General features: G+C 59.7%; 12 protein-coding genes, 1 tRNA gene and 1 pseudogene. 7 read left to right on the top strand and 7 right to left on the bottom strand.

Annotated features, from left to right (window positions below):
• Positions 1 to 16: 16 nt before the first annotated feature.
• Complete coding sequence (gene hemA, locus VGP39_RS08965; protein WP_327567749.1) at positions 17 to 1,279, top strand: 5-aminolevulinate synthase; 1,263 nt, start codon at positions 17 to 19, stop codon at positions 1,277 to 1,279.
• A gap of 39 nt (positions 1,280 to 1,318) precedes the next feature.
• Here the strand turns inward: hemA and VGP39_RS08960 are convergent, their stop codons facing one another.
• The 4 genes from VGP39_RS08960 to VGP39_RS08945 form a co-directional block, all read right to left on the bottom strand.
• A complete protein-coding gene (locus tag VGP39_RS08960; RefSeq protein ID WP_327567748.1) occupies positions 1,319 to 1,555 on the bottom strand; it encodes a hypothetical protein in 237 nt (78 codons plus the stop codon).
• A gap of 125 nt (positions 1,556 to 1,680) precedes the next feature.
• On the bottom strand, positions 1,681 to 3,048 hold the full coding sequence (locus VGP39_RS08955; protein ID WP_327567747.1) for a sensor histidine kinase: 1,368 nt from the start codon (positions 3,046 to 3,048) through the stop codon (positions 1,681 to 1,683).
• A 61-nt stretch (positions 3,049 to 3,109) separates the two neighbouring features.
• Positions 3,110 to 3,787, bottom strand: a complete 678-nt coding sequence (locus tag VGP39_RS08950) for a response regulator transcription factor (RefSeq protein WP_327567776.1) — start codon at positions 3,785 to 3,787, stop codon at positions 3,110 to 3,112.
• A 449-nt stretch (positions 3,788 to 4,236) separates the two neighbouring features.
• Positions 4,237 to 4,965 (bottom strand): hypothetical protein, encoded by a 729-nt coding sequence (locus VGP39_RS08945; protein WP_327567746.1) that lies wholly within the window; start codon positions 4,963 to 4,965, stop codon positions 4,237 to 4,239.
• Positions 4,966 to 5,770: 805 nt separating this feature from the next.
• On the opposite strand from VGP39_RS08945, the gene VGP39_RS08940 reads away from it, so the two are divergent.
• Together VGP39_RS08940 and VGP39_RS28140 are read left to right on the top strand one after the other, a co-directional pair.
• Positions 5,771 to 5,902 carry a hypothetical protein gene (locus VGP39_RS08940; RefSeq protein WP_327567745.1) on the top strand — a complete coding sequence of 44 codons (132 nt, stop codon included), beginning with the start codon at positions 5,771 to 5,773 and terminating at the stop codon, positions 5,900 to 5,902.
• 144 nt (positions 5,903 to 6,046) lie between these two features.
• Positions 6,047 to 6,268, top strand: a pseudogene (locus tag VGP39_RS28140) (SRPBCC domain-containing protein); the annotation flags it as partial.
• Positions 6,269 to 6,630: 362 nt separating this feature from the next.
• On the opposite strand, the gene VGP39_RS08935 reads toward VGP39_RS28140, so the two are convergent.
• The gene (locus VGP39_RS08935; RefSeq protein WP_327567744.1) at positions 6,631 to 7,095 is read right to left on the bottom strand and encodes a hypothetical protein; all 465 of its coding nucleotides are present in this window, start codon (positions 7,093 to 7,095) and stop codon (positions 6,631 to 6,633) included.
• A 778-nt stretch (positions 7,096 to 7,873) separates the two neighbouring features.
• Here VGP39_RS08935 and VGP39_RS08930 point away from each other — a divergent pair.
• Positions 7,874 to 8,437 carry a hypothetical protein gene (locus tag VGP39_RS08930; RefSeq protein WP_327567743.1) on the top strand — a complete coding sequence of 188 codons (564 nt, stop codon included), beginning with the start codon at positions 7,874 to 7,876 and terminating at the stop codon, positions 8,435 to 8,437.
• 1,229 nt (positions 8,438 to 9,666) lie between these two features.
• Here VGP39_RS08930 and VGP39_RS08925 read toward each other — a convergent pair.
• Together VGP39_RS08925 and VGP39_RS08920 are read right to left on the bottom strand one after the other, a co-directional pair.
• A tRNA-Arg gene (locus tag VGP39_RS08925) sits at positions 9,667 to 9,743 on the bottom strand.
• Positions 9,744 to 9,937: 194 nt separating this feature from the next.
• Positions 9,938 to 11,401, bottom strand: a complete 1,464-nt coding sequence (locus VGP39_RS08920; protein WP_327567742.1) for a HAMP domain-containing sensor histidine kinase — start codon at positions 11,399 to 11,401, stop codon at positions 9,938 to 9,940.
• A gap of 387 nt (positions 11,402 to 11,788) precedes the next feature.
• On the opposite strand from VGP39_RS08920, the gene rpmH reads away from it, so the two are divergent.
• From rpmH to yidC, 3 genes are all read left to right on the top strand, one after another.
• Complete coding sequence (rpmH, locus tag VGP39_RS08915; protein ID WP_006609582.1) at positions 11,789 to 11,923, top strand: 50S ribosomal protein L34; 135 nt, start codon at positions 11,789 to 11,791, stop codon at positions 11,921 to 11,923.
• 25 nt (positions 11,924 to 11,948) lie between these two features.
• A complete protein-coding gene (rnpA, locus tag VGP39_RS08910; protein ID WP_327567741.1) occupies positions 11,949 to 12,317 on the top strand; it encodes a ribonuclease P protein component in 369 nt (122 codons plus the stop codon).
• 14 nt (positions 12,318 to 12,331) lie between these two features.
• A partial coding sequence (yidC, locus tag VGP39_RS08905) for a membrane protein insertase YidC (protein ID WP_327567740.1) occupies positions 12,332 to 13,880 on the top strand: 1,549 nt, incomplete at its 3' end.

Here is a 13,880-nt window from a genome sequence, read left to right as displayed (position 1 = left end):
GAAGGGATTGCCAAGGATGTTCGACTATGTCGGGAGCTTTCAATCCGCCATTGCTGCGCTGAAACGTGAGCGCCGCTATCGCGTCTTCGCTGACCTCGAGCGCAAGGCGGGACAGTTCCCTCATGCGATCTGGAACAGCCCGAGCGGCAAGCGGAATGTCGTTGTGTGGTGCTCCAACGACTATCTCGGCATGGGCCAGCATCCGGCAGTAATCGAAGCGATGTGTGCCGCCGCGCGCGCGATGGGCGCGGGCGCCGGCGGGACGCGTAACATTTCGGGTACCAATCGGGCGCTGGTCGAACTGGAGGCCGAGCTTGCCGACCTGCATGGCAAGGAAGCGGCGCTGGTTTTCACCTCGGGCTACGTGTCCAACCATACCGGCATCGCGACCATCGCAAAACTGCTCCCGGATTGCCTGATCCTGTCCGATGCGCTCAACCATAATTCGATGATCGAAGGCGTTCGTGCCGCCGGCTGCGCCAAACAGATCTGGCGTCATAACGACCTTCACCACCTGGAGCAGCTGCTCGCGCGCAGGGCGCCCGGCCGCCCGAAGCTGATCGCGTTCGAGAGCGTCTATTCGATGGACGGCGACGTCGCTCCACTCGAGGCGATCTGCGATCTCGCGGAGCGCTATAACGCGATGACCTATCTCGACGAGGTGCATGCCGTCGGCATGTACGGACCGCGCGGCGCCGGCGTCGCCGAGCAAGACGGGGTGATGGCGCGCATCGACGTCATCGAGGGAACGCTTGCAAAAGCCTTCGGCACGCTCGGAGGCTACATCGCCGGCGGGAGCGCTGTCGTGGATGCCGTCCGATCCCATGCTCCCGGATTTATCTTCACCACAGCTTTGCCGCCCGCCATAGCCGCGGCTGCGGCAGCATCGATCGCTCATCTCAAGACGTCGGGTGCAGAGCGTGCGGGCCAGCGCGCCGCGGTGGCGGCTACCAAGGCGGCGTTGCGGGAAGCCGGCCTGCCCGTGCTGGCGACAGAGACGCATATCGTACCGGTCATGGTCGGGGATCCCGACCTGTGCAAGCAGGCAAGCGATCTGCTGCTTGACCGGCACGGGATCTACATCCAGCCGATCAATTATCCCACGGTTCCTCGGGGCACCGAGCGATTGCGGATTACGCCAACGCCTGCGCATGACGTCCGGCTGATCCGACAGTTGGCGGATGCCATGATTTCGGTGTGGCAGAAGCTCGATCTGCCGCTCGGAAGAGACTGTCAGCCTGGCGAGCAGCGTACACAAACGGTCGCGGCCGGGGGCTAGCCAGCCCTCAGCCGCGCCGCACCCGGTGGATTTCGCTGGTCAGTTGTAGCCGCTGGTACCGGGCGAGGAGCCGCCGAACGAGGAGTCGCCGGTGCCGCTCAACGTGGTCGGACCGTCCGGATTGCCGTTCGGATTGCCGTAGTTCGGCTGCAGATGGACCATCGGGGCAGCATCGCGATCGGCCCTCACGGCCGATTTGTGATGAGCGGTGTTTGCAAAGGCGGCGGTAGCTGAGAGCGCGAGCGCCGAGGCCAATGCGATTGTGGTGAGTTTCATGGTTGTGTCCTTCTAGAGTGTTGTGCCCCTCTGACATCTAGATAAGAGACAATTCTCAGCGTCCCACTAAACTCTTCTTTAGGTGCGATAGACGCGCGGTTGATGCGACCCGATCGCGCAGCTGTTCAGGCCTGTTGGCTGTCGGGACAAATAATCTCCAGCCGGCCGCCCCTGCCGGAGCGGATCGCGAGGCGAAAGCCGTGCAGCTTTACGATCGCGGCCACCAGGTTCAGGCCGAGGCCGACGCCCGGCGTGTTTCGTATCTTGTCGGAACGATAGAAGCGTCGCAGCACCGCTTCGCGCTCCTGTTCGCTGATCCCGGGGCCGGTATCCGTGACGCGGACGATGGTTTCGTGCTCGCCACGTAACAGTTCGATCTCTACCTTGCCGCGCTCCGGCGTAAACTTGATGGCGTTGTCGACGAGGTTGGCGACCGCCTCGAACAACAGATCGCGGTCGCCACGTACGCTCAGCCGGTGCCCCGCCTCGACCCGCAAGTCGATATTCTTGTTCTCGGCGATCGGCTCGTAGATATCGCAGACCTCGCGCAGCATTTCATGCAATGGGACGTTGCCGAAGGCCGCCGACCGCCGGCTGTTCTCGATTTCGGCCAAACGCAGCAGCGCGGTGATGATCGTCAGCGATTGATCGATGTTTCCGATCGCCCTGTCCGCAACCGCCTGGAGTTGCTGCAGCGTCGTTGCGTTGGTGCGGCCGCGTTCGAGGGTGAGCCGCGCCCGCGTCAGCGGCGTTCGCAAATCGTGGGCGATATCGTTGCCGACGCCGGCGAGCGCGTGGATCATGGTTTCCATTTCATCGAGCATGCCATTGACGATGGCGGCGAGCTTGGAAAACGGCTCATCGACATCCCGGTGTGGAAGCCGCTCGCGCAGATCGCCGGCGATGATGCGCTGGACCCGCTGATTTACCTCCTCGACGCGCTTCTGGGCGCGCATGCTCAGCCAAGCGCCGGCCAGCAGGCACAGGCAAAAGGCCGGCAGCAGACCCAGCGCCAGCGCCTGACTGACGACATGGGAGATTTCCCTGGCTTCGTCGACGTCGCGTCCGATCACCAGCGCCTCGCCATTCGGCAGGCGCCGGGCGATTGCGCGGATCACGCGGGTCTCCGGCGCTGCGGCAAGCGCCCGCACAACCGAGATTCCCTGGACGGAGTCATTCATCTTGAGCCCGGGCGGAAACCGTTCCAAATTGCCCGCTATCTTGCGGCCATCGGCGCCGAACAGTCCGGCATAATGAACGCCGCGGGCATCCTGCTTCAGATCCTGATCGATCGCTTCCAGCCGGCGTTCCCAGGGCAAGCCCGCGATGAAGTTCAGTTGAGTGGCGACCGCTGTGTCGGATCGTGCGACCAGGTAGTCGTCGGTCTTCCAATAGATAAAGCCGAACAGCACGATGACGAGAAGCGCCAGCATGCCGGCTACCGCGAAGGCCCAGCGGAAGGTGTTGGAACGCATGAATTGCGGTTGATGCATCGGATCTCGCCGCGCGAATTCATTGCTCAATATGCGCGGCAACGCATCGCTACCGGCCACCTTATGGTCCCGCGCGAAGAATGAAGCCGGCACCGCGGACATTGTGGATCATAGGAGTTTCACCCGGTCCGTCCACCTTGTGGCGCAGCCGGCCCATGTGCACGTCAACGAGGTTGGTCGCCGGAACGAATTTGTAATTCCAAACCTCCTCCAGAAGCATGGCTCGCGTCAGCAGCTGATCGCTCCGTTGCATCATATATTCGAGCAGGCGAAATTCGCGCGGCAAAAGATCGATCGCGCGGTCGCCGCGTTTGGCGGTGCGTTCGATCAGATCGAGTTCCAGCGGCCCTGCCCGCAACGTCGTCTCGCGCGATTCCAACGGCCGGCGCAGCAAGGCTTCCACCCTGGCAACGAGTTCTACAAGCGCGAACGGCTTGGTGAGATAGTCGTCGCCCCCCATCCGCAATCCGCGGACGCGATCATCCACCGCGCCGAGTGCACTGAGCACCAGCACGGGAGTGCGAACCTGATCTTTCCGGAGCGCTTCGATAACGGTAAGCCCATCCATTCCGGGCAACAGCCGATCGACAATCATGGCGTCGGGCCGCAACGCCCGGGCCTTGTCGAGACCTTCTATTCCGTTAGCCGACCATTCGACCTCAAAACCGCGATCGGCCAGCTCTGCCGTGATTTCCTCGGCCGTCTCGCTGTCATCCTCGATCAGCAGCACTTTTGTCATCGCTCGATTTCCGGCTGCGAAAACCGTCGCAGAGCTGGGGGTTGCTGCCCCCGCGATTAGACGCTTGCTTGAGACCATCGCCATGTCGACGCCCTGCAACTGCCACGGGTTTCTCCAAAAAGAGCCGGACAGCGCCGCCCGCCTTCCGGGGGCAAAGGGCGTGGCGTGCGCCGTCCGATCGGCGGCCAACTGGCCACCGCCTGAGGGGGCAACGCGGTGGGGCCGCTTGCTCAAGAAAATAGCCCTGATGAACGGGCCGCACCACTAAATAGCATTTTAGAGTCGGCGGCGACGCTTGCCTACGCATCGGCGTTTCGCGCGAAGACGTGGGAGATCGTTGCCGAATACTACGATGGAGCAGTGCGAGGCGCGGACCCGATAGACACACGCCCCGGCTTCGCTTCGATGCTGAAAACGGTCTGCCGCGAGCGATCGAGTCCTAAGCCTGGTTATCGAGCCGGGGATAGAATATTACCATGGTTGCAGATAATTAGCTGCTTGGCCCCCCGCGTCATGGCCACATAGAGGTGATTAGCGGTAAGGTTTTCTGTCTCGAGAATAACGCACGTCTCACCTTCAAGCCCTTTCAACAGACGTGTGCTTCCGACTGTACGCTTCGCTAGTGGTCTGCCGATAAGGCGAGACTGTTCTCGTACTGTAATAGCTGCTTCGACGGGCGAGACCCCGGTGTGATCGCAAATCTTTAGCAAGTTATACGCACCCCGCAGGATCGCCGGTCGGTGGGAACGAGCTCCGCCTCCTTCATTAATAGCAGCCAGCACCGCGCCCGCCGCAGAATATGTCCTCTCGCTTTCGAACCGAAGGGCTGCGGCTTCGGCATTGGAAGCAACACGGCGTTCGCGGCCTGCACGCAATGTCGCTAATCGGGCCATCATGTCATTAGCCCCGACGTTCACCATCACAGACTCGGCAAACGAAACAATCTGATGGGTGGCGTCTGTCGATCTGACGTCGAACCGGTTCGCGAAGGCCGTGAGGTCGGTGAGATCGACATTCTCGACAGTTACGGCTCCAAGGATTTGGGAAGCAAATCTCTGCTGTGCTGCGGGTTTATAAAAGTCAGCGATAATCAAAACCTTTTCATCGCCCGGAGCATTGCACCTACCAGCGGAAAGGCGCGTCGCGTGATCGCTCGCGTCACCGACTAGAGGGACCATCTGACATTTGCTGGCATCGGCCCGCTTAGATTGATGCTGCCACCCGCCAGCAAAACCGGACGAATGTCGAGAAGCCAACGTCCAAACGCTTCTTCGCCGACGCGTATCCACCGATGGGGCGTGTGCAGCTTGTTCGAGATGATTGCGATCCCGCCGAGGCGAGCCCGGTGCTTTTGTGCGGCCTTGGCTACGTTGTCGGAAGTGACGGCCCGGTCGGTCTGTACGTCCACGAGGTCGCGACCGAACTCCGGCGTTTCGAGAGCGAAAATGCTCCAACAAATGAGATCGGCAACGCGCAGGACTGCGGCCGGTAGCTCCTCGGTCGTCAGAACGATAACCCGATGGCGACACGAACCTTGGATCGCGAGATTTGACCCGTTGGGGTCCGGTTATCGCGCCACCAGTATCGGGTTCGCACCATCCACCGATGCCCGTCCGCGACTGGGCGTGTGAGCATTCCGCCCGCCACAAAGGAGCGGACTGCCTCGAAACTCACCCGGCTAGGCTGACCATCGATCTGCGGACCGGGGTTTACGCCGGTCCAACGATCGTACGCTTTGCACTGGTCGGAGATTGAACCGGTTTCACCGTTCCAGACCTGCGGTTCGGCATCGATCAGGCGCTGCATCCACTTCCTCCGCTCGAATGTCCATGATGTCTGTGTGCTTGGTCTCGTCGTGGACGAGCAGACCGAGTTCGGTGTCCTCACGAAGGCGCCAATCGAACGGGGCCCTCCGCTGCCCCAAAACCGCCTCGCCCACATGGTCCTCGTAGGCGTCGCTGTCCGCCAACCATGGGCGACGGCGTGGACGCTGAAGAAGACGGACTGCGCCGTGCCGATCTCCTCTCACAAATGTCGATGTTGATCTCGGAAGTGGTCCAGGACTTCGGCTGCAATCGCTCGATGGCCTCCCAAATCGATTTGCAGCCGCACTGAGCCGCTTGTGCTGTGGCTGCGCAACATCCGGCGAAGTTGATGAATCCCCGCACCGATCGTCGAACCGATGTTTATACCAAGGAGGTTCGTAATTGAAATTAAGCAGAACTTCCTCGTTGCCAGCCCCTTCCCGCTGTCTGGGCCTTCTTCCATAATGTGCCCAGCGTGGCGACATGTCTGCCGGGCGCAGAATACCTCGGTCGGAATGAGGAGGGGGCGATCAATGGAAAGGTCTCCGCCAAGGTCGGACCCTTCCAGGCGAGCTTCGAGGGTAACGCGCGGGTCAGCCTCCAGAAGCCGTCCTCTGTGGCTTCGAACCTCGAAAGTGTACACAGCGAACTCTTGGGCTGGGAACAGATCTTCTAGCATCGGAGGCCCAGCCCTAGCGCTAAACGTCTATAAACCACTCAGAGCCATTTTCGCCGTAAGCTGGTCGTTTTTGTGCGCGAAGGATAGGAACATCGTGCCATTTTGTAGCCAGTCTATCGTGTAGCGTTCAACTGAGAGGTTGTGCAGTCTTCTTCTATAATCAGCTATGTCTTCAGAAGGCTTCTCGAGAACCAACGGAAACCATCTTTCCGTTTTGAGCGGAGATGGTACCCAAAGGACGTTTCCGTATATCCCTTCGGCCTCGTCTTGAAGGTGCACCGCCGCTCGCCCGTTGCGACGCCCGGTTGATGACCAATACAAATGGGAACTGTTCTTGCCCATAACTAATCTTAACCCTTTCAAAAGCACAGTCGGAACGATTTGATTGAAAGCGATGTCATAGCGTTTGCTTGGGGGATGAGGTGAGCCAGAACGACATCAATCCCGTCTTCGGCCGGCTTTGAAGTGCTCAAGCCCCGCCCTCCCCTGGATTTCTGTACGTACATGTCCAGAGGGAGCACCGTTCCAGGAGGCATGGCTGGCGGATATGCCGCGAGGCGTTTCTCAATGTTGTTCAGCGCTTGGATACTTTGCCAGGCGGCCCGTGACACTTCTGTTTGCATCTTATTGAGTGAAGCGAGGTGCCCGCTCACCTCGATCATCTCGCCAGTTAAAGCGACAACTTCGTGGTTGTAGTTATCTCTCCAGCTTTCATGCGGACAGTTAACATTTTTGGTAACAGTATTATTCAAGTCATTTGGCAGCGCGATCGCGGTTGCCATCGTTTTGAGAGCATTGACTTCGTTCGTATCATTTGGAGACATTAAAAACTTCCTTTTCAACAGTATCAATCAGTAGCCTTAGTAAGCACAACGACATCGCTTGTTTCAATTTGTTTGCGCGAACCCTTCTGCTTGCTTGAGATATCACGGCGGCGAACGAAAAGTCTGAACAACGCAATCACAGCGTTTCACGAGTGGCGCGGCATTGGAATGTAGAATAGGTAACCCACGTTTCGGCCGACAAATTTCCGGGGAAATGGATGAATCTGGCCTATGCAGTCCATGAAGCGCGTACCTGCGTAGGTCTCAGTCAAACGGCATTCGCGCAAAAGGATGGAATCAGCCTGGATGCTGTTTCAGCCCTCGGTACATGGAGGCGGGATGATCCACGTACTAGCCGCCGTGGCTATTCTGATGATCGAGCGAATGCTGAAAGTGTTTCCATGCGTCCACCTTCAGAAGGGTGCCGCTCTTGGCTCCGGCCCGCCTCTCCATGTGCGGCGTTCGCGATAATCTTCACGCCAATCCCATGCGCGGTCACATTGGTGGTACGGTTTCCGCCCCCGGGTGAGCTTGGCGTCCCTGTGTTCGATATCTGCGATGGCCTTCAGACCGTTGCTGAGATGGGATGTGACAGGGGTCTGTTTAATGCTGAAAATCGCGGGCTTTTCCAATTAGTGCTGGGGCCTGAATGGCCGAACGTGACCAAATGGACAGTCTCATGGGTTGGCTTTCGAATCCTCGAGCGTGCATCTATGTCCTTCCTTCGCGGCCACCCGGCTCAGATATGGAGACGCGACATGAATGACGACGACAATACTTGAATGAGAAACATCACGTGCAGCATCCGCATGACACGCGCCACGAAGTTGTGCTGGCCTCTTTGCAGGAAATCAGAAACGAGTTAGCTCGGGTTTCGCACAGACTGACTTCCCGCTCGCAAATTCTGTCGCACGGAGCGCGAGACGCCTATCAGCAAGTACCCCGACGGCTTGTGGGCCCTCTTGCTGACGATCCTGACACACTTGAGGTCGTACTCGCGCACTTCATCCCACAGCGTCTGAAAGAAGAAATCGCATTCTATCAGATCGTGACGATGCTCTACTTGAAAGCCCACGGTGGCGACCCGATGTTAGCGAAGAATGCCGGACACTTGTATGCAGAGGCTCACGGGTTTTTCAATCGTCGTGCGTCAACGCATCTTGTGACTCAAGCCAATATTGAAGGCGATGTGTTCTGGGTACCAGACCCGGCGAACCATCAGATTGGTTTGCCCTGGTGCTCGACGCTTCGAGCGTCACGCCGGCAGACCTGCGGGCTAGAATCGAGCCCCAAACGAAAAGGCAGTTCACAGTTGAGCATTTTGGCCCGAAGTTCGTGTTGAGTTTTGAGGACAAAAGAGACTGGGTCATAGCGAAAATGTACCTCGGGTAGGAGGAGCACGCGAAATGATGCAGGCAAGTGTCCTCGGTGAGAGCAGGAGTGAGTGGTATCAGGTCCATTCCGAAAAATCTGAAACGGTCCGCCAAAGCCGCCTCTGATAAGTGGCGTTAGTGCGTCGTTCGAAATTTAATATTGCATTCGGACCGGCGCGACGGATAAATAGACTTGTATTCGGCGGGCGCTCCTTGTGAGTTCGGTGGCTGGCCCGGCCAAAACTCTGACGCGGGAAACAGGACCGCATTAGGAGCAGGCTCCGAGGCCAAGACGCTGATCAGTCGTTTGAAGCTGATCGAAAGAGAGCCGCAACGTCCCAACGATGACGACGGCTCGTGACGCCCCGGTCGCGTGACTTGGCTTGGGTGACACGCTGATGTTGGTCATACCAACTTCTAACCGCCAGAATGCTTGCATTTGGAGACAGCAACTAAAAACAGGGCTACGGGTGGCCACCTGTTACGGATAAAACCGTTACATTGCTGGAAGTCACTGTCGAAGACTCAACGAATGAACCGGCTACGTATCTCCCCCTGCTTCTATCAGAGACGCCTCCATCGTGATGGTCAGGCTACTCAGCTTTGATAGGAGCGGGGGAATAGATTTGTGTCCAGTTTCTAACGAATGGATACGTTCGCAAGCTGACGCTTGCTCTCTCCGTCCTGGCTCTCCAGCTATCGATCCATAGCCATCAAGTCATCGACTGCTCATATGAATCGCGACTAGCTCCATTAGCAAAAGCGACATTAGCAAACTTCCATCGCAATAAACTTCATCCAGGAAATTGATAATGATAAACGGGTGAAGTTTCTGGTGAACGAGCGAGCGACAGCGAGCTAGAGAGCCAGAAACGAGCACGAGTTCGAATGAGCGAAGCCAAGGGCGCAGGCGAATTCGGACTTTAAACCATGTCAAATTCTTCGTTCACTTCACAGGACGAAGCCCCTTAGACAAGAACTTAAGAATCCCCGCTTATATAAAAAATAGTGACGGATCTACAGGCGATCTCTTACAAAGGAATGACACCAACAACGGACTGATAGATACCGGTTTTGCGGTCGGGTTCGATGTAGGGCATTGTGCGCACGAGTGTGGGGGCCTTTGTGTGGGTAAGGCAATCCCCTAAGCCATTGGTATGCACGACTTTTCAGAAACTTCAAGGTTTTAGGAGCCGAGTGGCGCGCCCGAAGAGATTCGAACTCCTGACCCCTAGATTCGTAGTCTAGTGCTCTATCCAGCTGAGCTACGGGCGCGTGTTTTGGCTTGTATTTCGGGGCGCGGTAGCCCCGATGCCGCTGCGTTCCGGGGCATAAGAATGCCTGCGAAAGCGGGCCATAGCTACCGGCTCCAGCCCTGCTTGGCAAGGTCCGGAAGCAGTCATCCGTCAGGCCGGGAGCGCGGTCGGTCCACCGAAAACCCGCATGAAACCCGCTAAACGGCGTGATTCCTACGCCCTCGCCCGCTCGCTGCGCACGGTCTGCAATTCCACCGGCCGGTCCGGGATCGCGATCCGGAACGTCGCGCCGATGGTGCCTTCCACCAGATGGATGTCGCCGCCATGGGCGCGGACCAGTTCCGCGGCGATCGCAAGGCCAAGTCCGCTGCCGCCCGGGCGGCCGGAGGCCTGGAATGCCTCGAACAGGTGATCGCGGGCCTTTACCGGAACGCCAGGGCCGGTATCGGAGACCTCGACGATGGCGACCGTGCCTTCGCGGCGGCCGGTGATGCGAATCTGCTGGGTCCCGGCGTCGCTGCGCGGCCGGCCCTCCAGCGCCTGGGCTGCGTTGCGCACCAGGTTGAGCAGGACGCGAAACAGCTGATCGGGATCGGCGTCGATGACGAGCCCGCGCTCGATCGCGCTGATCCAGGTGATCGACGCATCCGACGCAAGGCCTGCCGATTCGCGCACTTCGTTCACGACAGGCTCGATCGCGATCATCCGGCGGTCGGGCGCGGCCTCCTGCGCGCGGCCGTAGGACAGCGTCGACTGGCAGAACGCGATGGCGCGTTCCAGCGAGCGCATCAGTTTCGGCGCGAAGCGTTGCACCCGCGGATCCGGCACGCTGGCGAGTTGGTCCGAGAGCAGTTGCGAGGACGCCAGCAGATTGCGCAGGTCGTGATTGATCTTGGATACCGCAAGCCCAAGCGCTGCGAGCCGGCTCTTCTGATGCAGCATCGACACCAGGTCGCGCTGCATGTCGGACAATTCGCGCTCGGCGACGCCGATTTCGTCGCCGCGCTGGCTCGGCACGATGATGCGCGCGGAGCTTTCCGGATCCTGATGGAAGCCGACCAGATTGGCCGTCAGTCGCCGCATCGGCCGCACGAACAGATAATGCAGCGCAAGATACACCAGCGCCGTGGTCAGGATCGCAATCCCCAGCGACACCAGCAGCAGGTTGCTGGAAAAGCGGTACATCGCCTGTCGCAACGGCAACTCGTCGACCACCACCTCGATGAATTGCGCGCCGCCGGGCGCGGGCCCGACGATGCGGATCGACTGGTTGCCGCTCTCCAGCATCATCTCGAACGCATCGACAATCGCCGACCACACCGTCATCGAGCGCATGTCGATGTCATGGTCGATCTGGGGCGGCAGGTCGGCGCTCGCCAATAGGCGGCGCTGCTGCCCCATCTTGATGGCGACCGCGCGCGCGCCGATGCTGCCGAGGATTTGCCGGGCCAGCGAATCCGGCACCATGCCCGAGGGGGCTGCGTCCAGCACCAAAGCGGCGGTATTCGCCGCCGCCAGCCGGTCGTTCAGCCGGTTGACCCGGAAGTTGGCGATCGAGGGCACATAGATCAGCATTCCCGCGATCATCACCAGCGGAATGGTAAGCAACAGCAGCTTGCCGGACAGCCCGAGCCGCCGCGACAGGTCGGCTTTTGGCTGCGGCGCAGCGTTTGACACGATATCTGCCTCTGATCTCAGGTCTTCAGAATGCGTCCTGCTCCGGAACCGGTCAAATTACGGATCGCTAATGTCTGCCAGACCCCCATCTAGGGAGGACGCACGCGCGCGCCAAGTCCAGCTCAGCAAGAACGTCCGCCGTTCGCCTGCAAACACCGCGAAACCCGCACTATTGGCGACAATTACCCCGTTTCGAAGCGCTCCGAAATGACGCTTGGCAACATTGACGAAAACGGGTCGCTCCCGTATAAGCCGCGCCAATTGTCCGCGATGGCCCGGTCTGACCGGGGCGGCTCATTTGGGCCGGAAACGGTCCATGTTTGGGGCCAGCATCTTTGGACTTATCTCATTTATCAGGCGAATTGCCCGGTCAGCGGAGAACGACCCGTGAAGCGGACTTATCAACCCAGCAAACTGGTGCGCAAGCGCCGTCACGGCTTTCGTGCCCGTCTCGCGACGACCGGTGGCCGCAAGGTTCTCGCCGCACGCCGCGCGCGCGGCCGCAAGCGTCTGAGCGCCTGAACGGGCCTCTTTCCGAGATCTCATCATGGATCGGCTAAGGCAGCGGGCGGACTTCCTCGCCGTTGCCAATGGGCCGCGGGCGAACAGCGCTGCGTTCGTCCTGCAGAGCCGCGCCCGCGGCGATGACGGTCCGGTCCGCGTCGGCTTTACCGTGACCAGGAAGGTCGGCACCGCGACCGAACGCAACCGGGTCCGCCGCCGGCTCCGCGAATTGGTGAAGCGGCTGGATGCCATATCGATGCGACCGCACAGTGATTATGTGCTAGTCGGCCGTCGTGCGGCGCTGACCCACGACTTCGCCACCATGCTGGACGATCTCCGCTCGGCGCTGCATCGCCTCGATCGGCAGCCCCAAAATGCTCGCAGGCCACAAGCCGCAACCCGAATTGAATGACGAGACCTTGAACGATGACTGATAACCGCAACACCATCCTCGCCGTCATTCTGTCCGGCCTCGTGCTGATCGGCTGGCAATATTTCTTCAATATCCCGCAGATGGAGAAGCAGCGGGCGCAGAGCCAGACGCAGACCCAACAGGTGAATCCAACGGCCCAGCCCGGCGCCCCCGGCAGCACCACGCCGCAAGCCGGCACGACGCCATCGGCCAACGCGCCCGCGGTAAATCAGCCCGCGGCCACCGTCGTCAGCCGCGATGCCGCGATCGCCGGTTCGCCGCGCATCAAGATCGAGACGCCGCGCGTGAGCGGCAGCATCTCCTTGAAGGGCGCCCGCATCGACGATCTGGCGTTGATCCAGTTCCGCGAGACCGTCAATCCGGCTTCGCCACCGATCATTCTGTTCTCGCCCTCGGGCACGGCAACTCCCTACTATGCGGAATTCGGTTGGGTCGCCGCCTCAGGCTCGACGGTGCGGCTTCCCGATCAGAATACGCAATGGCAACAGGAGGGGTCGGGCAGCCTGACGCCGACCAGTCCGGTGACCCTCAAATACGACAATGGCGAGGGCCTTACGTTCCGCCGCACCATTGCGATCGACGACCGCTATCTGTTCACCGTCAAGGATGACGTGAGCAATGTCGGAACCGCGCCGGCAACGCTGTATCCGTTCGCGTTGATCTCGCGGCACGGCGCACCGCATGTCGAGGGCTATTACATCCTGCATGAAGGCCTGGTCGGCTATCTCGGCGACAAGGGCCTGCAGGAATACGGCTACAAGAAAATCGACGACGACAAGGCCGTCAACTTCAAGGTCACCAATGGCTGGCTCGGCATCACCGACAAATATTGGGCCTCCGCGCTGCTGCCGGATACCAACGCGCAGCTGCAGGCGCGATTCTCGTCGAATCCGGTCGGCGCCATCAGGACCTACCAGACCGATTACCTGCTCGATCCGCAGACCATCGCCATCGGCGGCACCGGAACTGCAAACGCACGGCTGTTCGCCGGCGCCAAGGAAGCCAGCGTGGTCGGCATCAATTTTCCGGGTTTTGGTCTTGGCGGCTACAACAAACAGCTCAATCTCAACCATTTCGATCTGCTGATCGACTGGGGCTGGTTCTACTTCATCACCAAGCCGATGTTCCTGGCGCTCGACTGGTTCTATCACCTGGTCGGCAATTTCGGCGTCGCCATCCTGCTGGTGACCGTGCTGGTGAAACTGCTGTTCTTCCCGCTCGCCAACAAATCCTACGCCTCGATGGCGAAGATGAAGTCGGTGCAGCCGCAACTGGCGGCGCTGAAGGAGCGCTATCCCGACGACAAGGTGAAGCAGCAACAGGAGATGATGGAGATCTACAAGAAGGAGAAGATCAATCCGATCGCCGGTTGTCTTCCCATCGCATTGCAGATTCCGGTGTTCTTCTCGCTCTACAAAGTGCTGTTCGTCACCATCGAAATGCGCCACGCGCCGTTCTACGGCTGGATCAAGGATTTGTCGGCGCCCGATCCGACCAATCTGTTCAACCTGTTCGGCCTTCTGCCTTTCGATCCGACCCATA

It is taken from the genome of Bradyrhizobium sp. (genome assembly GCF_036009065.1).
Taxonomy (GTDB): Bacteria; Pseudomonadota; Alphaproteobacteria; order Rhizobiales; family Xanthobacteraceae; genus Bradyrhizobium.
Note: the sequence above shows the minus strand (reverse complement) of the source record. Positions and strands in the feature narration are given on the sequence as shown.

Bases quoted from the DNA above. Each gene is read 5' to 3' on its own strand.
- VGP39_RS08950 (WP_327567776.1), bottom strand. From the start codon at position 3,787: ATGACAAAAGTGCTGCTGATCGAGGATGACAGCGAGACGGCCGAGGAA.
- rnpA (WP_327567741.1), top strand. From the start codon at position 11,949: ATGGATCGGCTAAGGCAGCGGGCGGACTTCCTCGCCGTTGCCAATGGG.
- VGP39_RS08945 (WP_327567746.1), bottom strand. From the start codon at position 4,965: ATGGTCCCTCTAGTCGGTGACGCGAGCGATCACGCGACGCGCCTTTCC.
- VGP39_RS08935 (WP_327567744.1), bottom strand. From the start codon at position 7,095: ATGTCTCCAAATGATACGAACGAAGTCAATGCTCTCAAAACGATGGCA.
- VGP39_RS08960 (WP_327567748.1), bottom strand. From the start codon at position 1,555: ATGAAACTCACCACAATCGCATTGGCCTCGGCGCTCGCGCTCTCAGCT.
- hemA (WP_327567749.1), top strand. From the start codon at position 17: ATGTTCGACTATGTCGGGAGCTTTCAATCCGCCATTGCTGCGCTGAAA.
- VGP39_RS08955 (WP_327567747.1), bottom strand. From the start codon at position 3,048: ATGCATCAACCGCAATTCATGCGTTCCAACACCTTCCGCTGGGCCTTC.